The sequence below is a fragment of the Bacillus mesophilum genome (assembly GCF_008923265.1).
In the GTDB taxonomy this organism is placed as follows: Bacteria; Bacillota; Bacilli; order Bacillales; family Cytobacillaceae; genus Cytobacillus; species Cytobacillus mesophilum.
The window spans coordinates 56,561-81,484 of record NZ_WBOT01000006.1; the positions used below are offsets into that span (position 1 = coordinate 56,561).

Here is a 24,924-nt window from a genome sequence, read left to right on the forward strand (position 1 = left end):
GACTGAAATTACATTATCAGAAAGGGTATAAAAACGACATTAGATGTCAAAAAAGAATGTTGACGTATTTTTCTTTAATAAGCGTATGGCAAAACACGATGATGAAATCAGCATGAAAGTGGAGGTAGTTTATGAAAAAACAGCAGCGAATAAAATTGATTGAATATCAAACCCGTGCTTTCACAGAAGGCAATGTAGAATATATAAATGATCAATGGATCTTCTTTGACCGGGAAACAGATGAGGCAGCTATGTTAGACGATTATCTCCATATGGAAATAGAGTTAGCACGCCATAAAAGGTGGAAAAAAGGGAAATTGGCTGGTGAAGGAAAGATTGCCTGTTCTGATGAACTAGTGTTTTTAAAGGATCAAGATACTGTCCGCATTCGAAAATCGCTCGTTTTTGCATTAGAAAAACTGCTGGACGAATTAAATGATGATGCTTTTTACCAATTTGTAACCACCCTAAATTCCATGCAGTTTTCGATTTATGATTGCATCTACTGTTACAATCAATTAACTTTTGTACATGATGAAGACAGAAAATCCGGTGTTAATTTCATTATATTCGACAATCAGGAGCATATATGCAGTGTCCAGCATCATTTTAGCTATTATGAGGGTATAAGTGACCGCTTTGAATTCACATTAAATACGGGGAAAAGAATGGTGATTGAGAAGATTTCTTCATAAAAAGGATGCAGCATCCAGCTGCATCCTTTTTATGAATATACTCTTTTGGGAACTTAGTAATTTTAGATGGAAACTCCTTTAATATCTTTTTCGAAATCTGCCGACTTTAAGGGTTTGTGATAGAAAAATCCTTGTGCATAGTGACATTTCATTTCCTTTAGCAGTTCTATTTGCTCTTCCGTTTCTACACCTTCAGCTACTACTTGAACATCTAAGCCTTGTCCCATTGTAATAATCGCCTTGACTATGGCGACATCCGATGTATCCAGCTTTAAATTATTAATAAACGAGCGGTCAATTTTCAGCGTATTAATTGGCAGGTTCCTTAAATAGGATAAAGAAGAATAGCCTGTCCCAAAATCATCAATTGACACCTTTACTCCAAGTTCCTGCAATGACTTCATGACTTGTATACTATAGTCTACATCATTCAGCATGGTGCTTTCTGTCAATTCCAATGTTAAGTATTTGGCTTCGAGCTCAGAATTCAATAATGCCTGTTTTACTTGTTCTACAAAATTTGGCTGCTGAAATTGATTTGCTGATACATTCACAGAAATAGAGAGCATGCCTAAGCCTTGCCGCTGCCATTGTTTATTTTGAACACAAGCCGTTCGTAAAACCCAAGCTCCAATTTCTTCAATTAGACCTGTTTCTTCTGCAAGCGGAATAAAGTCGGCTGGTGACACTACTCCTAAAATGGGGTGATTCCACCTGATCAGTGCTTCACTTCCATATACATTCCCTGTTTCAAGATTGATCAAAGGCTGATAGCATAAGTGAAATTCATTCTTCTGCAATGCTTTCCGCAAATAACTTTCCAGTTCAAGTCTTGCCATTGCATGACTGTCCATTTCCATCGAAAAAAAAGTGATGCGATTGCCTCCTTGCTTTTTTGAACGATTCATCGCAATGTCGGCATTTTTTATTAAAGAATTTTGATCTTCCCCATCATTCGGATATAAGCTGACACCAATGCTTGCCGTCAGGAAAAATTCTTTTCCCTTATAATAAGCTGGCTTTGCAATTTCTTGAAGGATGTATTTCGCTTTTTTCATTACATCTTCCATATCCTTTGTCCGCGAGAAAACAAGAGTAAATTTATCCCCGCCAAAGCTGCTTAGATAAGTGCCGGCAGTTAACACTTTCTCAATTCTTTCTGATAGTTCTTTTAAAATCAAATCTCCTGCATCATGTCCAAATCCGTCATTAATAAATTTGAAGCGGTCAATATCAACAGATAGTACTGCAAGCATTCGATTTTGATTTTCCGCTTTTCGCGTAAATTCCTCCAGCTGTTCAATAAACTTCACTCTGTTCGGAAGACCGGTGAGTGTATCAAAGTATGATAATTCAGTCACTTTTTCTTCAATTTTCTTTAACTCTGTGATATTTTTCCCGATTCCATATACACCAACGGTCTGACCATTCACTTTAACCGGTATATTCTTAATTTGATATAAGTTATTTTCACCAGATTTAGTTGTTAATTCAATATTATAATGCTGATGCTGACCTTTTAGCGCACGTGCATAGTGTATTCGAATTCTTGGAATATCAGCAGGAGTTATATAGTTTAAAGCAGATGTTCCTACTACCTCATCTTTACTGTATTCAAAGGTTTTTTCAAATGCTGTGTTCACACTCGTAAAAACGCCGTTTAAATCTGTAGAATAAACGATATCTGCATTATGATCGAACAACGAGCGATAATGCTGTTCTGACAGGGATAAACTGTTATTTAACTCCTCAATATCCTTAAGTGATGCGCGCATTAAATGTGTTAAAGAATCAATCGTTTTAATGTAGTGAGGAATCTCATAAACAAACGATTTTTTTTCTGCCCTTTTAATAATTCCTTCTGAAAGTGCTAAGCAGGAAAAGGAATGACCAAGCATTTTAGGCTGCCGGCCATTTGTATACCCAATTTCACCATGCAGGAAAACCCCGTTTGAAGGAGCAATACTTTGCAGCATGGCAAGCTCTATCTCAGCAAAATCATGAGAGTAATTCTTTTTTGCAATACAATTGTATACAAAAATGGATTGAGGATTTTGCTGGCTCAGTTTCTCCATACAGTCTGATGTATGATGAATCATATTTTGGATATTTGTATAAGCAAAACTTAGCTGATCGCCTTCCTTTACTGGCCGGCTAACTTTAATGCTGCCATCCTTCTGAATCGAAGTAATAAAGACAGGCAATTTTTCTCCCTTATATTCGTGCAGAAAAGGAAATTCCATGCTTGCTTCACTTAAATGGGAAGCGTTTTCTTCACCAAGATAATGCTTTATTAGCTGCAGAGGATCTTTCCCATCAATTTCGTAAATCGATGTTTCTTCCGCCCTGGTTACAGTAAATGGCCTGCCAATTTCCTCAAGCTGATAATTTACGTAAGAGTGGACATTTAAATACTCGCCCTGTAAGGCGACAGCCGTAACGCCATTTGATATAATACGATCTTGGTTAAAAACCAATGAATCATCTGCCGTTTTTAAACAACCAGCCATCCCTCCTGCTGTGATGATCTCAGGGTGCTTTTCATGCAGCACTTCCAATACAGACTGTACACTCGTTTCATAGCCTGCAAAGAATAAAATCAGTGCTTTCGTCCTTTCTTCTGCAAACTCACTTAGAGCTCGGCCGATTTCTATACTATTATTATTTTGATCTGTTTCTATATAGATGGATTTAATTTGTGATTTTTCAAAAATGGTGAACGTTAGAATAATGTTATATTCCGATAGTTCCCCTTGAAATATCTCACCGGATGCAGTGCAGCCTGTAACTATTGCAAGAGGAACATACTTACGCAAAGCAGGCAGCAGCTGCTCCAGTTTTTCCTTATCAGTAGTGCCTGAAAAGACTTGAACAAGTACATTTGGATATGTAGTTAATTCATGATCTTCTATAAAACTATACAGCTGGTCATCGTTTGTATACATGCAAGAATATGTTTTAGCCATCATAACCCACCACTAATAAAGTATTATTCTAGTTAATAAGAGCAGGAAAAGTTATTATAAGCTTTTCCCTTATCTTTTTAAAAATACCATATTTATAGGACTATTGATATGAAAAAAATAAAAAAGCTGTCGATTTGACAGCTTTTTAACAGCGATTTACATAAAAGGAGTAAAACCTAGTGGAAGCTTTAATCCTAAATAAATGACAAGAACCAAGGAAATACCAAGCTGCGCCCAGAGAATACCTGTTTTCTTGCCTTTAGCAGTGCGAACAAGAACCATCTCAACCGCAGCAATTACCCAAATGCCTACTAACGATTTCAAAATGTACATCATATCAATATTGCTTATTGATGTTAACATCCAAATGCCTGTCCCAATGATCAGCAAATAAAAGAGTCTTAATACCATATGTACAATTTTTGCACCTTTTGCTTTGCCGCTCTTTTGAAGACTAAGCACAACAAAAAATAGGATTAATGCAACTACCCATGTTGTAATATGAACATGTGTCATTCCTAACTGCCCCCTCTACTCAAGTTCGTTTACATCATATCATATTGACATTGAAAATCCTAAGGTTAAGATAGCCGCTGGAATTTCGCCGATACAATATGTGTCAAATTTTTGACAAATTAATAAAATAATAGACGCAGCAAAGTGAACATGGTTAATGTTTGTTTAACTTTTTGATTTTAAATACCCCATATCCCTTTTAACATGCAGGAATAACTTTATCCTACTGTATTTTTTAACGTCCCAATTCCTTCAATCTCAATTTCAACTGTATCACCCTTCTTTAAGAAACGAGGCGGTTTGAATCCTTTTCCGACACCAGCCGGCGTTCCTGTAGCGATCAAATCGCCTGGCTCTAGTGTCATCCCGGATGAAAGAACCGAAATTAATTCATCTATCGGAAAAATCAGCTGATCTGTTGTGGAATCCTGCCTAACATCTCCGTTTACACGAGTTTGAATCCTCAATTGAGACGGGTCTTCCACATAAGATGCAGGAACAATCCAAGGACCGACTGGACATGTGCTATCCAGACTTTTGCCTAAGAAAAACTGTTTATGCTGCTTTTGAAGATCCCTTGCTGTAACATCATTGATAATGGTGTATCCAAACACATAATCCATTGCCTCTTCTCTGGGAATTGCTTTTCCTGTTTTCCCAATTACTATAGCAAACTCTCCTTCATAATCCAGTTCAGATGTTATCGATTCGTGTGCTTCAATTGGTTGCTCATGGCCAATGACTGTTGTCGGTGCTTTTGTAAACACCATGATATGCTCTGGAATATCATCCTTGCTTCCCATTTCAATAGCATGCTCTGCATAATTTTTGCCGATACAAAATACATTTTTTAGCGGTCTTGGGATCGGGGCAAGCAGTTGAACTTCTTTAAGTTCATATATGGCTTCCCTTGCGTTTTCCTCATTGGCTGCTGCCCACTCTGTTAATGTCTCAATATCATCTATAATTTGATTTCCGGTCTTAATACAGTCCAAAAGTGTCTTTGGAAAAGGGTCTTGTCCGCTTAATTCAGCAGCTTTAGCCAGATCTAATACAAAATGTTCGTCTTCCATTAAAACGCCGGCTAAGATTTGATTCTCTTTTTTAAAGGTAAGTAGTTTCATAATGCCACTCCTATTTTTTCATTTTTGGAATTTCCCAGTACGTAAACGATCTCCATACCCATTCAACAGGACCATACAAAAACCTTTTAGCATAAAACCTGCTAAACAATAGCTGGATGAAAAAAATAATGATTACGAGCACAGTACCTGTCACTACGGATATCTCGCCAAATAATCCAAAACCATAACCATAAAAAAGAATACTGCAAAGCAAAGATTGAAATAAATAATTGCTTAAAGACATTTTGCCTATATAAGCAAGTGGTTTTAAAAGTTTAAGCAAATGCATGCTGCCCACCGCCCAGGCAATAAAACTTCCATATGCAACCGCGAGCAATGGGCCGCCAAACGTATCCTGAACATAATCAAGAGCCAATGATCTATTCATGATGTAAGGAAGAAGTTTTATAACCAGACCAAGAACGAAAGTAATGATGGCCATATTTCGAAATAATGACCGCCGCTGACCTGCATTCTCAAGCAGCTTCAGCTTTGCAGCACCTCCGCCAATAAGAAATAATGGCAAAATGGAAATAAGCATAACCGGAAATCCGCCTACATTATTTGCATACCAATCTTTTATTCTTTCAGAAGTTATTTCTGTGAAAGTACCTGTATGATACACAGCCGCTGCTTCTTCGGCTAAGCTGTTATCATACAATGTAAGATCATCCGGCGGAAAGATTAATTCAGCAGCAAATAATAAAAGACAAAGAAGCAGATTCGGAATAATATAAATCACCAAACCTGTAATAAGCATGTTTTTTCCATTCATTTTGACAAATAAAAGAAAGATAAAGGCCAAAACAGCATACATTGCCAAAATATCCCCAAACCATAGAAAAAAGGCGTGTCCTAAACCCAATAACAATAAAAACGAAAACCTTCTTACTGCAATAACATTGAAGGACAATTCCTTCTTTAATACTCTCTCCCTCAGCATGATTACACTATAGCCAAAAAGGAGAGCAAATAAAGGATAAAAGCTTGCTTGCACAAGAACATCAATCACACTGTAAACGGTTTGATCGCTGCTGTCTGTCCACCAGCTGAGCGGATCAATATAGAGAAATGGCGAATGAAAAGAGAGCATATTGACGAGGAAGATGCCTAATATCGCAAAACCTCTCATAATATCCAATGATATAATTCTTTCTTTTTCTGTAACTGAACTCATCCCTATCTCCCTTCATGTTTATCTCCTTTCATCATAGAAGATTTTGGATATGTTTGTCTATTGAAAAACTAATAAATTTAGGCGAATGTATCACACAATATACTCTGTCACATAGGATGATATTATTAACTACCCGCCTACTTTCTTAAGGCGGAGAAAAACGATTAAAGGGTGTCTTATATGCCAGCAATAGTCGGTGTTGTGCAGGTCATTTCGGTTGGAAGCAGTTCTATCTTTAATATAGGGGACGTATACAAAATGATGCCTATTTCTACAGCTAAAACTTTTTCTGGATCAGGCTCTTTTAACACCGGAGACGGTTTAAAGGTCACCAATCATTATAGTACAACAAACACCTATGATTCCGATGGCATCGATCAGGCAAATATAATGAATTTATAAAGTAATAGGTGATGTTAATGAATTTTTATATTCAACAATCCATACACATTAATATGATAAAAATCGGAGGAGTTTCAAACTCTTCTGTTCTGCAGATTGGCAGTGCAGGGATTATTAAGCCCGCTTCCTACTTGTATAATACAGGCGGCTTTACAGAGCCTGCCCCAGAAGTGATTGATGAAGATGAAAATATGCCAGTCACGGATCCTTTAATAAATTCACCAGCTGTTCCTCTTGTCGCTCCTTCTAATGCTTAAGGCCACATTACATGCTGCAGCTTCCATTAAAATTTTTTAGAAATGAGGTGGAGCCGTTGAGCCAAGATCTTTATTCCTATCTGCAAGGTTTGCAAGGCTATATTCAAACGCTCGAAAAGCGGATCTCCAAACTTGAGAAAAAAGTTGCGGAGCTTGAAGATGAAACACGTCAGCTGCAAAAACGCCCACCTGTGCATATTGATACAATTGAATATAAGTTTGACCAATTAAAGGTGGAAACATTGGAAGGAACGTTAAATATCGGATTAAACCCAACAGACCTGCAGGAAGAGATTGAAGAATTTTCTATCGATAACAAGGATGTTTACGCACCTAATATTAAAGACACCTACGCTCCACCTTCTCCAAAAGATTTCATGTATCATAGCATGGGCGTGGAAAATGAAATGTACCGCTATTTAGAACAAGACCTTCCAGAAGTGATCGAAGACGTTCAAGCCGAAACAAATGTTTCATTAGATGAATCTTATATCAATTTTATCAAGGAAGATATTTTAAAACAGCTGCCGAAACGGATTGACTATTACTTAAAAAAGGAACACGCAGCGATTGCTGAAGGAGAACTGCAAGATCATGTAACCAGTATGCTAAAACAAGAAATACGCAATGGTGTCTCCATTTTTGCCAATAACTTGCCCGAAAACATGAGAGGAGATAAAAGAGAATGATCTTTCAAGTCTATAATCGCGATTTAAACGTTGGAAATATTAGAGTAATTGGTGTTTCCAGCTCCTCCATTTTATTGGTTGGTGACGCTGAAACTATACAGCTGGCATCTACTTTTGATACTCCGGCTGAATCACTAATTATTGGGCCGTTTGTGCCTTTGTCGCCGGAGTAAGCTTATGCTGCATAGAACATCCATAGTAGATCATATCCGTATAAATACACTATCCTTTTCTTCCATTTTTGAAATTGGTGATGTTTCATATATTCAAGGTTTTTCAAGGGCAATTGCCGATCAGCGGCAAAAACCGATTTTCCGAAGTGATGAAGGCAGTTTTAGAAGATATCCAATCTTTAGAGAACCCATTCCTTTGCCTTCCATTGATGAAGCAGTCACAATGGAGGTTACACAATTAAATCCTGGCATTAAAGTTCATGATATTGATGTCCTTGGTGCATCCTCATCGTCGATCGTTCAGCTCGGGAACACAAAAAAAATATTCATGGAATCCAGAATTAAACATATTCGCCACGTTACCTCAAACGGTAATCCGCAAAATTCGGATGTAAGCAGTTAATAAAATAAATTCATTTATTCAGGAGGTTGCCACATGCCAGCCATCGTAGGTCCTGTGCAGGTTGTTAATAACTCTGATGGAATTGTACAATTTGGAGACTCATTGATCATTTCTCCAAAAAGCACAGGTAAATCAAATTCGGGTTCAGGCGCAGCTAATACAGGCGCTTTTGTTATCACTAATAATGGTTTAAGTGCAAGTAATGTGCTTGATACCAACCTAGTTGACCAGCCAATGATCGGGAATAATTAAAACAAACCTATAAAAAAAGCCGGCAATCGAATGTTTATCGAGCCGGCTTCTTTTCTATATCATCTTTATAGTTTAATCGTAAACCGGCCATCAAATAAATATAAATACCTCTCATTGACCGTCCGATTCCATATATGTTCTATAGCAGCTGTATACAAATTGAGCTGTGTTTCATAACGTTTGGCAAGCTCGGTGATTGCTTGTTCCTGACCCCCAGGGAACCGCCCATCAACAGCATCAGATTTATAATCTACCAGCACAAGACCATCTTCATCCTCAAATAAACAATCGACAATTCCCTGTACGATAACGTTTTCGTCACTAGCATCCCAGTTCGGATATACCTCACTAGCAGGAAGGGCAAGACTAAACGGAACTTCCCTGTAAATGTTTCTAGCCTGCTGCATCCTTTGCGCAATATCACTATCAAAAAAAGGCAAAATCTGCTCTGGATCAATTCCATCACTCTGTTCGGCTGTCAAAAGTTCTCTTTGCACGAGATCATCTATTAAAACTTGAATACTTTGAATGGTCGGTTTTGTCCTTAAATCTATATGCTGCATCAGCATATGCATGGCCGTTCCTCGTTCAGCAGGCGAGAGCTTTTTCTCCTGCATAAATTTTGGACGGTTAAAAATCGGTTTGCTAAGCTTGCGGACAAGTTCGATTCCGCTTTCCTCAGCAGCAAAAATTTCCTTCTGACGTTTAATTTCTGAAACAGACTGCTTTGATCTATGCTGTGCTGCTTCTTTGTATTCATAAGTCCAGTCCAGCTGTGCCTGAAGCTGCTGCTTATATGGCGATTGGACCGGCACCCGTCTTTTGGCATATACATCATCGAGGAAGGATTCTCCTTGGTCAGTTTCATTCTCTCCAAGAATAACGACCTCGGACTGATTGATCACATCGATCTTCCAGCTTGAAGGATGGTTCAGCAGCTCTTCAGAAACAGTATCATCGTGTTTTAGCGGACCGCTATCTCGATGCCTGACCATTGCCGGAGCAATCCAGTCCATATATCCAGAAGCTGCAGCACGGTCATACTCACGTAACAGCCAATCTCCGTCTGAAGCAGCCTGCTGCCAAACCTTTATTTTCTTCTCTGCATTTTTAACAGATCCAATCAAATAAAGCTTTTCTTTAGCACGTGTTAATGCCACATATAAAACACGCATTTCTTCAGCAAGCATCTCCATCTTCTTTTTCCTCTTTAGTGCGAGCTGCGGCAATGATGGGTAGGTAATGCGTTTTTCCGCATGAACATATTTTGCTGCAAAGCCATAATCCTTATCAAAAAGGTAAGATTTCTTAAGATCCATTGTATTAAAATTTCGCGCTAGTCCAGCGATAAATACAAACGGAAATTCGAGTCCTTTGCTGCTGTGAATGGTCATAATGCGGACAACATCCTCTTGTTCTCCCAACGCTCTGGCCGCACCTAAATCATCGCCTCTTTCGCGCATTCTATCAATAAATCTCAAGAAACGGAAAAGCCCTCTAAAAGAGGTAGCTTCATATTGACGGGCACGATCATAGAGCGCGCGAAGATTTGCCTGGCGCTGCTTCCCGCCTGGCATCCCTCCTACAAAGTCGTAAAACCTTGTTTCACGGTACAAATGCCAGACAAGGTCGGACAATGATCCTTGCCGGGCCATGGTTCTCCAGCCTGTTAATTTTTCTAGAAAAGGAGCGATTTTTTCATATAATTCTTCCAATTCACCAGCAGGTTTTTGAAGACAGATTGCGGTTAACGCTTCATAAAAAGACCCTTTTTTATGATGTATCCTGATCTTCGCAAGCTCTCCTTCTGTTAATCGGACAATTGGAGAACGCAGCACAGCAGCAAGCGGAATATCCTGGTATGGATTATCAATTACTTTTAAAAGAGACATCATAATCGATACTTCTGTTGCTTCAAAGTAACCTGATGATAAATTCGCATATACTGGAATTCCCTGCTGCTTGAACTCTTCCATAATTTGCGGAGCCCATGTCATTGAACGCAGTAAAATTACTATGTCACGGTACATCGCTGGACGATTTGCCTTAAGCTTTGGATTGTACACTTCTTTGCGATTTTCAATTAGGTCTTTGATTTTTGCCGCCATAAATCTGGCTTCTACTTGCGATTGTGCGAGCTCAGCCTGATCAAATTCATCTTCTTCCGTTTCAGTCGGCTCATCACCTCCAGATTCCATATCAATAAGAGCTACCTCAATTGGATGTTCCTCATCTGTTGGGTAAGGAGCACCATTCACAAGCTCTGCATCCTCATCATATTCAATTTCGCCGACTTTTTCACCCATAATCTGCTTGAAGATATAGTTGGTTCCATCCAGCACTTCTTTTCTGCTTCTAAAATTCCGCGCTAAGTCAATCCTTAAGCCGCTTCCTTCTCCAGCAGACAGAAACCGATTATATTTTGTCAAAAACAGGTTTGGTTCTGCCAGCCTAAAACGATAGATTGATTGTTTTACATCTCCGACCATAAACAGGTTGCCCTCTTGCTCAGAATCCTTTGTGACAAGCTGAAGGATTGCTTCCTGCACCATGTTTGTGTCCTGATATTCATCTACTAATACTTCTTTAAATTGCTTTCGGTATGCTAAGGCAGCGTTAGAGGGCTGCAATCTTCCTGCCTCATCCTTCACAGCTAATATTTGAAGACAGTAATGTTCAAGATCCGCAAAATCTACGATTCCTTTTTCTGCTTTTACTAAGGTAAAGCGCTCTTCAAACTGTTTGACGAGGTACGTCAGAAGCTCCATATGATGCTTCATTTCACGAATATCCTTTAAGAAGCTTTCTGGTTTTCTGGAGAATAGTTCAGTCTGAAGATCCTGCAGAATTTTCTTAGTTTTGTCTCTGAGCTTTTTCGCCTGATCTACTAATGCTGTGTCATACTCATCGCCTTTAACCGTTTTGGCACGTCCAAATTTCCAGGAGTTCATGGCCTCATAAAGAGTTGCCCATGAATCATTTTTTGCGGCTATCAGCATATCAACCACTTGAATATCATCAATAAAGTTTTCCGCCAGCGGAGCAGGTCCTCCTGGCTCCTTGGCTAATTTCAGCGCCTGTTCCAGCATTTTTTTCGCGCCATTCAGCTGCAGTTCAATGTCTTGCAGCAAAAAGTGCGTGAAAGGCAAATCCTCTATGACTCCATCTTCTTCCATGCTATACATGTCAACAATTGAATTCAGATAGGATTCTGGCGAAGGATTGGCCATAGCAAAATCGTATAAATGACGAATGATATCCTGCAGTCCTGTATCACTCCGGTCGTTGGAGTAAATATCGACAAGCTCAAAAAACTGCTCGTTTCCTTCCTTGCCATATTCATCTTCGAACAGTTCTTCGAGCACTTCATCTCTTAACAGCTGTGCCTCCGTTTCATCTGCAATCCGAAAACCAGGATCAATATTAATTTCGTAATAGTTCTTACGAATCGTATCCAAGCAAAAGGAATGCAAAGTAGAAATGGATGCTTTATTTAGCGTGCTAATCTGTTTTCTTAAGTGAAGAGAAGCAGGATCAGCCGTAATTGCCTTTTCAAGTGCTTCTCCGATTCGGTGTCTCATTTCTGCTGCTGATGCATTTGTAAACGTCACAACCAGGAGTTCATCCACATTTAGCGGTTCATTCTCATCAAGGATTTTATTGATAATTCGTTCTACCAGGACAGCCGTTTTCCCCGACCCGGCAGCCGCTGCAACGAGAATATCCTGGCCCTTTGCCATAATGGCTTTCCATTGATCATCCGTCCAGGTCGCTTCTGCTGGTTTAGGCGGTATCATTGTTTTCATGCTCCTCCACCTCCTTTTTAATACGATTCAGTACTTCTTCTTTTGACTGTGTGTTTAAAAGTCTGAAACTATTACTTTCAATTGAGTCGTCAAATTGGCACACCGACTTATATTCACAGAAGGTACATGGTGTTTGCTCTTTTAATTTATAAGGAGAAATATGGACATTTCCGCTCATAATTTCATTGCCTGAGTGAATATACTTCTGCCGGACGAAGGTTCTTAAAGAATCAAAATCCTGCTTGCTGGCAATTTTGGACCTTTTCGAAATAGAACCATCTGTCTTAAAGCCAGCGGATACAATGGAAGAATCCCCTTTTTCAAGCGATTGGTCCATCAGGCGAATTACATTTTCTTCACCGAGCATAAGACCTTGCATTTTAAACTTCTTCATGAATTCCTGTTCCAGATCTTCTTCTTTGAGCATTTTACTGACTGCCAACATTGGGTTATGCACATGGAAATATAACACCCCTGCAGGGAATGCCTTATTTCCGACCAGTGTTTCAGAATGAGCAATGATGATATCTAAATAAGTGAGCATTTGCATGGCAAGCCCATAATACACTTCATTGACATTTAAATCTTTACTGCTTGATTTATAGTCTATAACTCTTAAAAAGAGGCCCTGATCATCCTCTGCTTTATCAACACGGTCAATTCGGCCGACAAGCTCCATCTTCACTCCGTTTTTAAGCGGGAAGGTCATGGATGGCAGTTCAGCCTTTGGACCAAATCCTAATTCCAATCCAACAGGCGCAAAGCCGCTTACCTTCGCATGTTCTCCTAAGATAAAGGAAGCTCTAGTAATAATCTGTTCTAGCTTTCTTTTTATATAGTAATGGCGGTTGGAGCTTAAGAGAATTTCATTCTGAAGTTTTGGAGCAAGGAGCTCGACTGCTTCCTTGGCCAAAATTTCGAATTGATCCCGAGTCAGCTTGTCCCATGCCATCTTTTTCACACTGATGGTTTCAGCAATATATTTAAGTGCAGCATGAAATAGCTCCCCAATATCTGGCGCATCCAGACGGAAGATCTGACGTTCTCTCAGCTTTAAACCATGCTGCGCAAAATGAGAGAATGGACAGCTATGATACAGCTCCATTCGTGAGACACTTGCGAGAATATGATCTCCATAAAGCTCTTTCGTCATATCCTCATTTAAATTTTGTGTCCTATTTTCATAGGTTAAACTCTCTAATACATGTCCTGCTGTTTCTCTCCATTGGTCATTTTCCATATAGAGATTATAAACATCCCACCATAAATCATAGATATGGTAGCTTCTTTTCTTCAGCTGAAGCTGTGATGTTAAAAAGGTTAATGCGGTTTGATAGCCTGCCGCATATTCAGCCTGCTTCTCTTCAGGCAATTCAAACGGATCTGCCATGTAAAAATCTTCCTGCATCTCCGGAAATGTATCATTGAATTTTTTAATATAAGGAGATGGCAGCAGTGCTTTTCCTTCTTCTGTTGCTAATGGATAACTGATATAGAGCTCTTCTGAAGAAGATACAAACGCTTTATACGCAATAAATTCCTCATCCAGCAGCTTCGTTCTTGTGCTTGGAGCTATTTTCATGCCAGCTGCAAGCAGTGCTTCACGGTCTTGATCAGCTAAAACGCCATCTTCAGGAAACTTGGCAGGAAGAACTCCTTCATTTAGACCAATCACAAAAGAAGTTTTTATATTGGATAAGCGCGAACGTTCCATATCTGCGACTATTACCTGATCAATAGCAGGCGGAACAAGTGAAAATTGGAGTGATTCCATTCCTGCTTCTAAAATAGAAGCAAATTTTTGCAGCGCCACTTCCTCATTACCAAGCATCTCAACAAATTGATCCAGCAGTTCAATGACCGCACTCCATGCTTGATTATGTTCTCTTGCTTTTATTAAATTCCCTTTTTCTTCTTCAATGGCTGCCCATTTTTCCAGCTTTTCTGGAACAGCTAGTTCTTCAAGATATAAATAGATTGCCTCACAATAACCGCGGCCATCTGCTGCCTTCTTCATTCTCTTTCCCATTCTAGCTATTGGCTGTGCGATATAATCACGCAGCTCATTCAATTCCCGTTCTATTTGCTTTTCAGCGTCTGTCTGGGCAATATTTTCAAGTTCAAGGCCGCGGAATCTGCGGTAGGTCCAGTCTGATTTGCCTGTCCATTTAGAGCCTTGAATTCCATATGCCAGCACATAGTTTTCTAGCCGGTCCATTTGTTCACGCAGCTTTTGCTGGTTCAACTTAGCCGGGAACAGCAGCTCTGTTTTAACGGCTCTAAAAACGGGTTCATACCGCCAGTTCCCATACAGAACCTCTAAGCTTGAGCGGATCAGCTCAATAAGAGGATGATTTAACATCGTTCTTTTTTGATCAATAAAAAAAGGAATTTCATAATCAGTAAAAACGGTTTCCATGATATCGTGATAATCATTTCCGTTTCGGACAAGAACCGCCATATCTTTGTAACGCTGGCCTTTTCTTGCCAACTGCTTCATGCGGCGTGCAACACCTTCGATTTCTGCTCTCCTATTGACAGCTTGAGCAAGGTGCACATCAGAAGACCCCGAGAAGGGCATGTTTGGCCGGGTTTCAAATTGAGCTTCTACATGCTGAATTGCTGGTGAAATCCAGCGTTTTTGCTGGGATAGCACTACTTTCTCAACATCCAGCCCTAAACGATTCGATATATCCTCAATGGTTTCATACGTTTCATTGCTCATTCGGAATAAACTAAGCTCCGAACGAAAATGGGATTGATGATTGTCCATTGTCATTGTGATTGTTACCTTTTTACAATGCTTCATCAGCTGTTCAAGCACTAAATATTCCTGAGGTGTAAAACGATAGAAACCATCAACATATACTTCACTATTTTTTAGATAGTCTGATTGTGCAGCCTTCTCTGACAGCAAAGAAAAATAATCCTCTGAATCAACGTATTTTCCGCTCAATGATTCTTCAAAACTTCTATAGATTACTTCCAGATCGTGAAGTTTATCATTTAAAGCCTTGTTAATTTCATTATTTTCCTGCAAATGCTGCCTTCTTGAGGATAATTCTTCAGCATTGATGCAATAGCGTTTAAACTCTGTCATCATCGTTTCCATTTGTTTAATAAATCCATTTTTATCAGCAGCTTTTTGGAAAATATGAAGCTCCTCTTTATGATCTTCAATCAGCTTTCGAATCAGCATGCTTATGCCCGTGCTGTTTAAATGCTGACGGCTGATTCCTCCGGTCTCCTGCAGAATTCTCCAGGCCAGCCGTGTAAATGAATACACTTGTGTACGGATCATTCCGTTAATGTTAGGGTTTGCTAATATATTATATTCAGATTGAAATGTCATTTGTTCTGGCACTAAATAAATGATCGGATTTCCTTCTGGATTACTCTCCAACTTTTGACGGATTTCACTCAGACATAATTCTGTTTTTCCGCTGCCTGAACGTCCCATTATCATACGTACGGACATTTATTCTACCGCCTTTCATTCGAAACTAGCATATTTTATTATTTTATCATAGAAATTCAAGAGCATAGCACTTCAGAACTTGTAAAATTCTTGAAGTCATCATTTTTTCATACTGTCTTTCCCTCTGCTGATTTTTTTAAAAATAAGTTGTTGTTTCCTTAAGCGACCATCAATTACGAAAGCTGGTTTTATTCCACTCATAGCTCTTTTGCCCAGAAAAAAAGCACACTGCCAAACTTCGGCAGTGTGCTTCATAACTCATCTTATAGTGATGCATCCATTTCATTTAAAGGCCAATATTTCACATCAACCTTCCCGACCACCTGCTCAATTGCAATAAAGCCAAAATGCCTGCCATCCCAGCTGCCGGCACGGTTGTCTCCCAGCACAAACAATTTACCTTCAGGCACAACTTTAGAGCCAGTTACTTCTTCTAATGTGAAATCACCTGTTAAATGGCCAAAAGGATCGACTTCCTTGTAGCTTTCCAGAAAGGGCTCGTCTATTTTTTGGTCGTTGACATAAAGAAGATCATCCTGATATTCAATCTTATCACCTGGAAGGCCAATTACTCGTTTAACAAAATCTTCTTTGTCATTATGATGAAAAACAATTACATCAAATCGATCAAAATCACTAATCTGATAACCGATTTTATTGACAATTAATTTGTTGCCGTCTTTGAGGGTTGGCATCATTGATTCCCCTTCAACCACGTAATTGGATAAAAAGAATGTCCGTATGAATGCAAAAATAATAACCCCAATCAGAAGTGCTTTAAGCCATTCTGCACTTTCTTTCTTAAGTTCCTCTTTCAAGACAGTCCCCTCCAAAGGCTGAAGTATATTTGCAGCAGCTGTAATTTCGCTAAAAAGAAAACGGGGATGAACCGAGAAACCACAGCCCCAGCAGACATTTTATTTCTGCTGCTGGTTATCTACTCTCGTATTTAACTTAAGCTCAATTCTTTTTCCAACATACCATAAAATAAAGATAACCACCGCCACGATGGCTGTCCTGATTGGCTGTGTTATGAGAGCGCGAATATCATAGCCTACAAAACTCATTGTAAAAATCATAACAATTTTTCCGGCACCGACTGCCAGCATATATTGATAAACGCTGATTTTGGACAATCCAGCAACAATATTGACAATAGCAGATGGCGTAAAAGGAAAACATAATAGAATAAATAAAGGTCCAAATCCATGGCGTTCTACCCAGCTTACAAGCTTTTGGACTTTTTGGTGTCTATTAATAAATCCCAACACTCTTTTTTGCCCAAATTTCCGTATAAGTAAGAACACCAGCAGTGCACCTGCCGTCGCTCCCACCCATGAAAAAAGGAAACCAAACCATAAACCAAATGCATTTGCATTTGCCATAACAAATAAGAAAAGCGGCAGGAATGGAAGGAAGGCTTCCAGTAATGGCAATAGAATGCCCGGAAGCGGACCAAGTGACCGATACTCTTCAATTAAATCCATAACATTTTCCATTGTAAACCAATCTCTAAATAATTCTAGATCCAAATGAAATCACCTTTTCTCTCCTAAAAAAACAGCATAATACTCTCTATTCTTTCTCTTTACCTCATTTTCTGCCCTTCTACACTCTGCTTATTCTGTTTGAGATAAAAACTCGCGAATCGCTGTTTTATTCTGCTCTAAATCCACTGTAAGAACTTGTGCCCCATTGATTGTCGTTTCTTCAAATGCCCCATCAACAGGAACCCGCATAGTTTTGATATCAGGCGCACCGCCTGTCAAAACATCTTTTCCCATGTATAACATATTGCCTGTCCCCATATTCGTATTAATATAAGGCGTTACCACACCAACTAATTTTGGAAGCTTTGTTAGTGTCTGCAGGCTCGTAAACTGATTCGCAACCTCTTTAAGAACCGTTTGCTGGCGTTCGACACGGTTAAAATCACCTCTGGCATCATGACGGAAACGAACATAACCAAGTAAATGCTTTCCATCCAATCGCTGCAAGCCCGGCTCAAGTGTAACACCGATTTTTTCACTCATCGCTTTTTCTACTTCTATTTCCACTCCGTTCGGAAAAGCTTCATCAATAACATGAACAAAACCATCAAAATCGATAATGGCATAGTATTGTAAATCGATATCGAAATTTTCTTTAATGGTTTGTCTTAATAACTCGGGACCGCCTTGAGCTAGTGCTGTATTAATTCTGCTTTCACCATAACCCGGAATATTTACATACATATCCCGCATAAAAGACATCAGCTTATATGTACCGTTGTCAGGATGATATTGAGCCACCATAATGGTATCTGCTCTTGCATTTTCTTCCCCGCGTGAATCACTTCCAAGCAGTAATATATTTGTTCCGCCGTATTGGTCCTCTTCACCATTAAATTCATATTCTTCTTCCTGCACTTCTGATTGCTCTTGCGCTGCTGACATACCTTGCTTAAATTGATAATAGGAATAAATAAGTACAGCGGCAATAATCAGCAATAGTATTGCAACGATGGATTTCCATCTTCTCTTTTTTCTTTTCTTCACCATTTGGTGTCTTTCAGATCTCATGATATAAAATCCTTTCTGAATACAAAATACAACAATCTGATTAATCTATAAGAAGAGAAATCAATTTCTCTCGAATAGTAAGACTGCATTTTTATATAAAAAGTTTCCTTAAAAATGTGGTATTTTCTGCCTTCCTCTTCTATTTTGCCTCTATTATCATTTTTTTGCAATTCACATACTTCTAATAATGATATATGTGCTTATTAACTTTATTAGTAATATCGGAATGTTGACCTACCTTTATAAAGCCGGTTCTGCTTGTCCTTTAAAGAGGCCGGGACAAAACGATATATTTCTAAACACGAATATATCTTAGCTTGGTATTTAAACAAGTCCGTTCCACTGCGCTGCGGACCCTCGCTTTCCGTGGGGAGGAAGCTGAGCCTTCTCGGCACGCCTGCGGGGTCTCACCTTTTCCTCTATTTCCTTCCGGAGCCTGAGGGCCCTCCGCTCCATTTCACGCATGTTAATAAAATAATTTTATAATTATAAATAAAAAAACGATTACTTATTAAAATATTCTTCCTAAACATTCGCTTGGTGTGTTAAATACTTATGTACCAGCGTTTTTATTCATTTACCAAAAATGACTTTAATTTCTACAGTATCGGCATTAACCATTTAATACTATGCTTTCTGGAATTATAAAAGATTAACATCCACTTCATATAATGCAAAATCATCTATACTACACACACTGTAGCAAAAGAAGACCGGGTTACGGTAACGACATTAGTCACAGTTATGCTAACTGGTGGTTTCTCAAAAGGTACAAATATTCTAGATAGACTAATAAAGATTTATAAAAAGAAAGGTACTACGGGACTAAGAAGGTTTATAAAAAATTTATATTTTAAAGGGTGGGTCATTTGATAGGTAGCATAATTGCTTATTCTATAGGTGCATTTATACTGATCTTTGGTATTTTATTTACCAAAGATCAATATGATAGATATATTGATAATGCAGATCAATCACTTAGTTCAACAGGCTCAATAATAGTTGATATTTTATCAAGTATCATAGTTTTTTTGTTTGGATTTCTCCCATGGTATGTTATGAAGATATTGCTAATTCTATTGGGCTTAACTTTAATTATTTTAGTTTATTTATATTAATATAAATAGTTCCTAAGTTTTAAAAACACAAATTGATTTAAAAGTACCGTTATTTTGCTTGGTCAAGTGTAGAAAAAATGGAGGTTGGAAAGGCACCATTCAGTTTAGTACTCCCATTCAATCGTTATTGTATCTCAAACTTTGGCCGCCTGAGTCATTTACCCTGCTGCTAGTTTATCTTATCCATTAGAAAAAAAGAAAACACCGCAGTGCCAGTTTATTAAGGCAACACGGTGTTTTTTTAGTTTTTTTATAAGTGGTCATTAAACCAGCCTGTAATATAGTTTAATCTGTCTATTCTCAAGTTTGGCTTTCCGCTTCTTGATAGTTCATGATTGGCTTCTGGGAACCTTACGAATTTAGTCTCCTTTTTCCGGTGCTTCAGTGCAATAAATAATTGCTCAGCCTGCTCAATTGGGCAGCGATAATCCTTTTCGCCATGCAAAATAAGCAGAGGTGTTTCTATGTTATTTACATAAGCAAGCGGAGAATGCTTCCATAGTTTCTCAATATCATTCAAGTCGGCTTGAATTTGCCAGTCAGTGAAATAGTAGCCGATATCACTTACACCATAGAAGCTGATCCAATTGGATATGGATCTTTGTGTTACAGCTGCTTTAAAGCGATTCGTATGACCAACAATCCAGTTTGTCATAAATCCGCCATAGCTGCCCCCAGTAACACCAAGTCGATTTTCGTCAATAAACTCATAGTTAGCCAGGACATGGTCGACTGCTTCCATAATATCCTCGTAGTCCTTGCCGCCATAATCTCCTCTTACTGCATCAACAAACTTCTGTCCATATCCATGACTTCCCCGCGGGTTGATAAATAGAACTGCATTTCCTTCTGCTGTAAGGCATTGGAACTCATGAAAATAAGAATTAGCGTACATTGCATGTGGCCCGCCATGAATCTCCACAACTAGAGGGAGCTTATCTCCTTCTTGATATCCAGCCGGCTTCATGAGCCAGCCATGAATATCCCACTGATCGGAAGACTTGAACTGCAGCGGCTCTGCGTCAGCTAAAATAACTTCCTGTAAGAACTCAGCATTGACACTTGTAAGTCTTTTTAATTCACCTGTTGTGATTGTTAAATGATATAGGTCACCAGGCTCTGACGGTTTACTGATTGCAACCACGGCTTTGTTAAGACTTCCTCCGGTTGTCAGTCCATATACATGCTGACGTTCATGAAGGGCTGGATACATTTCTCCATCAACAGAACCATAGTAAACAGCTGTACTGCCATGATCCGTTGTAATGAAATAAAAGCTGCGGCTGTCTTCTCCCCAAAGAATGCCCGGATTAACCGCCCCCTGCTGAAAATCACCAATGGCAAAATCGCCAACAAGAGTATCCCATTCTTCAGTCAGACATGTTAAGGATCCTTCTTCCAGTTGATAGAGCCAGACTTTTGTTAATGTGGCATTTTCATATTCACGCGTATGTCCTGTCATTCCTAAATATTTACCATCTGGAGAATAAGATATGTTTCCAAAAAAACCTGTACCATTGGTTAGATTTTTCAGTTCTTTGGAAGATACATCTAATAAAAAGACATCATTCTGAAAAGAGAAATCTTGATCCTCTGCTAAATCTGCAGTCACAATTAGTTTTTCTCCATCAGGCGACCAGCAATGTACATGATAATCATGCTGCCCTGACGTGACCAATTCAACTTCTCCTGTATTCACATAAACAATAGCAGCATACTTGTATTTGCCATCCCAAAAGCCTGCAGCATCCGACTTATGCTTCATCTTATCAATTTCTAAAGGAGCCGGCTTTTCCTTTTTATCTTTTTCAGGCTGATCTGAAACCGTCTCTCCCTCTTTTAAAGAGGTGTTAAAAGCAATTTTTGTTCCGTCTGGTGACCAAATTGGATTTGACGCACCATGAAGGCATGATGTTACCTGACGAGCTTCACCACCATCTTTATTCATTATGTATATTTGTGATTTTTCATCACGGTCAGACACAAAAGCAATCCTCTTTCCATCAGGCGACCAGCGCGGAGAATGGTTTCTTGCCTTTCCGAATGTCCATTGTATTTCTTGTCCTTGCTCTGTATTCATATAATAAATATTGGAGCTATACCCGTTTTTCTCTTCGCTGGCAATCGTTTGAGTATAAACTAGGTCACTGCCGTTAGCAGCAAGCTGAGGATCCACAACCGACTTTAAGTTATATAAGTCCTCAGCCTTTATATTGCGCAATTGCTTCTTTTCCATCTTTTCATCCCCTTATTTAATATCCACCCCCAATATTTCGACATCTGAAATAAATCCCCTTCTTATTTCTACAATTTTTTTTATTGAGATAGACATATTAAGAATAGGAGCATTTGGCGCATCATCACTAAATAAGAAAAAATGATTTTTTGGAAACAGTTGCGATGTTAAGAAAACCATTGTAGAATAAAAACAAGAACAAGTGTTCTATTTTAAGTGAGGGAGCAGGAAATCATGACGAGAATTCCAGAAGCAGATCGGGACATCATGGAGCAAGCCATCTATTTGCCGATGGTCTTAACAATATTAAACCGCGATCTTCAAGTCATCCAAAAGAGCCCTTTTAAATTGAAGCAGCCTTATTTAAATTTAGTGGAAGAAACACTGAAGGTTATCCAGAGGGAACTGGCTGAGGTGAAACAGTATATGAACAAAAATCGCCTGAAAGTACAGCAGATCAAGAGTGATGATGCGTTCACCATGTTTATGTTTCTATACAAAGGATATGAAGAGCATCATAATTACTTTAATCCGCGGATCCGCAATAAAGTTCAGGAGCTTCTTGAATATTATTTATTCAAGAGATACATGATCCAGCTAAAAATTTCTGAACGGAAACGCTCTGAAGCATAAACATTTAAAAAGTGAGGAAATAGAATTTGTCACATCAGCAAACTAGCAGTTCCAGGTGTCTTTCCATGACCTCACCTGCTCAGGTAACACTATTGGCTGCCTTTGGTTCTCATCCTTTTTTAGCCGCCGACATTCTTGGTCTATTTTCACTTACAAAATAAATGGTTTTTCTTTCTGATTCTTCAATTCTGCTCATTAAGGTTGTTTTTAATAGTGCCGTACGCAGGAGCTGATTTGTAAATGTATTGTATGAAACAGGCAGCCTGAGACTAAGCTTATTTCTGAACGTGATCTCTGTTTCCCCGCCTTCAATACGCTTATGTGAAAAAATATGCTCAGCTGAAATCCAAGTACAATCAATATTATGGGCAGATGCGGTAGGGAAAAAGTAAATATAGTTTGTGGAGTCAATGGTGATTGGTGCCTTATGAGTAATTCCAGTCAATTGCTTTGTGCCTTCTTTACGGCCTTCATAGCTTGATCCAAAGAACCTGCAGCCTTCCTTTATAATATCCAATGGTTTAAACGGGGAAGTCACTTCCTCATCTAATTCAAAAATTTGGGAGTATGTTTTACTGCCATATTGAATAGGGCGAATTAGCATGGTGTTAGGATTGATTTCATATTCCTCAATAATTGATTTACCCATTCCTTTCAGCTCCTTTTACATAATATCCCTTCAAGTATAACGAATTGTACAAGGCATGAGGCTGAATTGTGCCAATATTCCTAAAATGTTCACATTTCCATCCTTATAATATTTATTTTCTAAAAATTCAAAAATCTAATGATAGCACATGCTCTCCGTACATACACTATTAAAAAGCAGCTGAGGTGATTTTCTTGAAAGATCAATCCAACACCGAACTGATGAAGGCTCGCGCGATGAAGAGAAAAAGATTGAAAGAAGATTTTATTTTAGAGCTGTATATTGACATGCTCGTGTATGAAGCTGAATTGCTGCATAAAAAAGAATTACTGGTGAAAAAGATTGATCGTGCCATCGATCAGCGTGACAAGTCCCAGTTTATGACGCTGGCAAAGGAATACGCAGGGCTCACCAAACAATTTGGAACGTAAAAGAAAAACCTCTCCTGCTAACGATAGCGGAGAGGTTTTTCTTTTACAGAGGAACGGGCATGGTTTATTGACTCTGCTCGTTTTTTTCTTGATTTCTTTTTTCGATTTCGAATTCCTCGAGCATGGAAATCCGCTCAAGCATGGATGGATGTCCATATCGGAAGATCTTTACTAGAAGCGGCGGGTTCACTTGACTTCGTCCTGCACGAGTCAGCTCTTGAAAAGTGGCAATGGCTGCATCCGTATTTTCAGTCATCTCAATCGCATAAGTATCTGCCCGTGTTTCCTGATATCGGGACACCAGATTTTCAAAAGGACTTGCAGCAAATAGCAGCATTGAGATAATCATCAAAAATAATGGAAAAGAGCGAATATCATGAACCGCTGGAATTCTCAGCGCTCTGCCAAAACGGGCAACAACCGCTTCCATTATTTTCGCAGCTAAAAACAAGCCAATTAAGGTGAGCAGCAAATAACCAGCAATGCCAATATAAATATGCTTTTCGACATAATGAGCCATTTCATGTGCCATGATGAAGAGAATTTGCTCATCATCCAGTCTGTTTAACGTCGTATCCCAAAGCACGATTCTTGAATTAGAACCGATGCCCGTCACATAAGCATTCAGAGCATTTGTTTTCTCAGCCATATTTACTTCAAAAACGTGCTCAGCAGGAATATTCGCCTGATCAGCAAGCTGTAAGATTTTCTCTTCAAGTTCTTGATTTTTTAACGGGTAAAAGTCATTGTACAGTGGATCAATAATCACTGGCTGCAAAAACATAATAAATAGTGAAAATGGTACAGATAGAAGCCAGGCGTACAGCCACCATCGTTTGAGACTTTTTTTCATGAGCCAATAGAGGACGGCTGCAATGACAGCCATTGTGCCAAAATTAATCCAAAAATCGATTAGCTCATCCTTCATCCAGCTGCTGAAGCTTTGTGTTGAAATATTATAGGTTTTAGATAAGGAATAGCTGATATAGCTTAAAGGCAATGTTGCTGCAAATGCGATAAATGAAAGCCATGCCACATATATAATGGTTTGCACAAATTTATATGTTGAAGATTGCTCTGCCCATTTTTTAAAAACGCCTGAAAGGCCAAATAATAAGATAAAAAGGTAAAGGAGCCATTCAAATGGCGTTGACAAAAAGAAAAGCAGATTTCTAATTTTCGAATATTCCTCACTCAGCATCAGCTCTCTGCCATTTAAAAACGTGGCAGGGTCTGCGCGCGAACCTTCATATTCAAACGGAAGACTTGCATCCGCAAAATAAAATAAATACCAATAAAAAAATAACCCATATAAACAATAGGCTAAAATTCCATATAAGCCAATTTTCCTTGCCATC

General features: G+C 38.9%; 21 protein-coding genes. 9 read left to right on the top strand and 12 right to left on the bottom strand.

From position 1 onward, the window contains the following. Window positions 1-131: 131 nt before the first annotated feature. Window positions 132-695, top strand: coding sequence for a DUF2777 domain-containing protein (locus F7732_RS17035; RefSeq protein ID WP_151575226.1), 564 nt, complete (start codon window positions 132-134; stop codon window positions 693-695). 62 nt (window positions 696-757) lie between these two features. Here F7732_RS17035 and F7732_RS17040 read toward each other — a convergent pair whose 3' ends face one another. From F7732_RS17040 to F7732_RS17055, 4 genes are all read right to left on the bottom strand, one after another. Further along, window positions 758-3,661: a bifunctional diguanylate cyclase/phosphodiesterase gene (locus F7732_RS17040; RefSeq protein ID WP_151575228.1), complete on the bottom strand. Its 2,904-nt coding sequence runs from the start codon at window positions 3,659-3,661 to the stop codon at window positions 758-760. Window positions 3,662-3,817: 156 nt separating this feature from the next. After that, window positions 3,818-4,177, bottom strand: coding sequence for a YisL family protein (locus F7732_RS17045; RefSeq protein ID WP_151575230.1), 360 nt, complete (start codon window positions 4,175-4,177; stop codon window positions 3,818-3,820). A 218-nt stretch (window positions 4,178-4,395) separates the two neighbouring features. Then, window positions 4,396-5,301: a fumarylacetoacetate hydrolase family protein gene (locus F7732_RS17050; protein WP_151575232.1), complete on the bottom strand. Its 906-nt coding sequence runs from the start codon at window positions 5,299-5,301 to the stop codon at window positions 4,396-4,398. A 10-nt stretch (window positions 5,302-5,311) separates the two neighbouring features. Beyond that, window positions 5,312-6,478, bottom strand: coding sequence for a DUF418 domain-containing protein (locus F7732_RS17055; RefSeq protein ID WP_151575234.1), 1,167 nt, complete (start codon window positions 6,476-6,478; stop codon window positions 5,312-5,314). Between the two features lie 180 nt (window positions 6,479-6,658). On the opposite strand from F7732_RS17055, the gene F7732_RS17060 reads away from it, so the two are divergent. The 6 genes from F7732_RS17060 to F7732_RS17085 are packed head-to-tail and all read left to right on the top strand — an operon-like array spanning window position 6,659 to window position 8,654. Continuing rightward, on the top strand, window positions 6,659-6,880 hold the full coding sequence (locus F7732_RS17060) for a spore germination protein (RefSeq protein ID WP_066447688.1): 222 nt from the start codon (window positions 6,659-6,661) through the stop codon (window positions 6,878-6,880). 17 nt (window positions 6,881-6,897) lie between these two features. Next, window positions 6,898-7,137, top strand: coding sequence for a spore germination protein GerPB (locus F7732_RS17065; protein ID WP_151575236.1), 240 nt, complete (start codon window positions 6,898-6,900; stop codon window positions 7,135-7,137). Window positions 7,138-7,193: 56 nt separating this feature from the next. Then, the gene (gene gerPC, locus F7732_RS17070) at window positions 7,194-7,826 is read left to right on the top strand and encodes a spore germination protein GerPC (RefSeq protein ID WP_151575238.1); all 633 of its coding nucleotides are present in this window, start codon (window positions 7,194-7,196) and stop codon (window positions 7,824-7,826) included. Further along, window positions 7,823-7,999: a spore gernimation protein GerPD gene (locus F7732_RS17075; protein ID WP_151575240.1), complete on the top strand. Its 177-nt coding sequence runs from the start codon at window positions 7,823-7,825 to the stop codon at window positions 7,997-7,999. The genes gerPC and F7732_RS17075 overlap by 4 nt, the downstream gene beginning before the upstream one ends. A gap of 4 nt (window positions 8,000-8,003) precedes the next feature. Then, window positions 8,004-8,402, top strand: coding sequence for a spore germination protein GerPE (locus F7732_RS17080; protein WP_151575242.1), 399 nt, complete (start codon window positions 8,004-8,006; stop codon window positions 8,400-8,402). A 33-nt stretch (window positions 8,403-8,435) separates the two neighbouring features. Further along, the gene (locus tag F7732_RS17085; protein ID WP_151575244.1) at window positions 8,436-8,654 is read left to right on the top strand and encodes a spore germination protein; all 219 of its coding nucleotides are present in this window, start codon (window positions 8,436-8,438) and stop codon (window positions 8,652-8,654) included. Between the two features lie 65 nt (window positions 8,655-8,719). Here F7732_RS17085 and addA read toward each other — a convergent pair whose 3' ends face one another. From addA to F7732_RS17115, 6 genes are all read right to left on the bottom strand, one after another. After that, a complete protein-coding gene (gene addA, locus F7732_RS17090; RefSeq protein ID WP_151575246.1) occupies window positions 8,720-12,460 on the bottom strand; it encodes a helicase-exonuclease AddAB subunit AddA in 3,741 nt (1,246 codons plus the stop codon). Further along, on the bottom strand, window positions 12,438-15,938 hold the full coding sequence (gene addB, locus F7732_RS17095) for a helicase-exonuclease AddAB subunit AddB (RefSeq protein WP_151575248.1): 3,501 nt from the start codon (window positions 15,936-15,938) through the stop codon (window positions 12,438-12,440). Before addB ends, addA begins: the two co-directional genes overlap by 23 nt. Window positions 15,939-16,201: 263 nt before the next feature. After that, a complete protein-coding gene (lepB, locus tag F7732_RS17100) occupies window positions 16,202-16,756 on the bottom strand; it encodes a signal peptidase I (protein WP_151575250.1) in 555 nt (184 codons plus the stop codon). A 99-nt stretch (window positions 16,757-16,855) separates the two neighbouring features. Beyond that, window positions 16,856-17,470, bottom strand: a complete 615-nt coding sequence (locus F7732_RS17105; protein ID WP_151575252.1) for a TVP38/TMEM64 family protein — start codon at window positions 17,468-17,470, stop codon at window positions 16,856-16,858. 87 nt (window positions 17,471-17,557) lie between these two features. Beyond that, window positions 17,558-18,499: an LCP family protein gene (locus tag F7732_RS17110; RefSeq protein WP_151575254.1), complete on the bottom strand. Its 942-nt coding sequence runs from the start codon at window positions 18,497-18,499 to the stop codon at window positions 17,558-17,560. Window positions 18,500-19,867: 1,368 nt separating this feature from the next. Beyond that, window positions 19,868-21,853, bottom strand: coding sequence for a S9 family peptidase (locus tag F7732_RS17115; RefSeq protein WP_151575256.1), 1,986 nt, complete (start codon window positions 21,851-21,853; stop codon window positions 19,868-19,870). Between the two features lie 234 nt (window positions 21,854-22,087). Between F7732_RS17115 and F7732_RS17120 the strand changes: the two genes are divergently transcribed. Then, window positions 22,088-22,486, top strand: a complete 399-nt coding sequence (locus tag F7732_RS17120; RefSeq protein WP_066447720.1) for a YhjD family protein — start codon at window positions 22,088-22,090, stop codon at window positions 22,484-22,486. Window positions 22,487-22,595: 109 nt separating this feature from the next. Here the strand turns inward: F7732_RS17120 and F7732_RS17125 are convergent, their stop codons facing one another. Beyond that, a complete protein-coding gene (locus F7732_RS17125) occupies window positions 22,596-23,135 on the bottom strand; it encodes a competence protein ComK (protein WP_151575258.1) in 540 nt (179 codons plus the stop codon). A gap of 236 nt (window positions 23,136-23,371) precedes the next feature. Between F7732_RS17125 and F7732_RS17130 the strand changes: the two genes are divergently transcribed. Next, window positions 23,372-23,566 (top strand): IDEAL domain-containing protein, encoded by a 195-nt coding sequence (locus tag F7732_RS17130; RefSeq protein ID WP_240056673.1) that lies wholly within the window; start codon window positions 23,372-23,374, stop codon window positions 23,564-23,566. A gap of 64 nt (window positions 23,567-23,630) precedes the next feature. Here F7732_RS17130 and F7732_RS17135 read toward each other — a convergent pair whose 3' ends face one another. After that, window positions 23,631-24,923: a M48 family metallopeptidase gene (locus tag F7732_RS17135; protein ID WP_151575262.1), complete on the bottom strand. Its 1,293-nt coding sequence runs from the start codon at window positions 24,921-24,923 to the stop codon at window positions 23,631-23,633. Between the last annotated feature and the right edge of the window lies 1 nt (window position 24,924).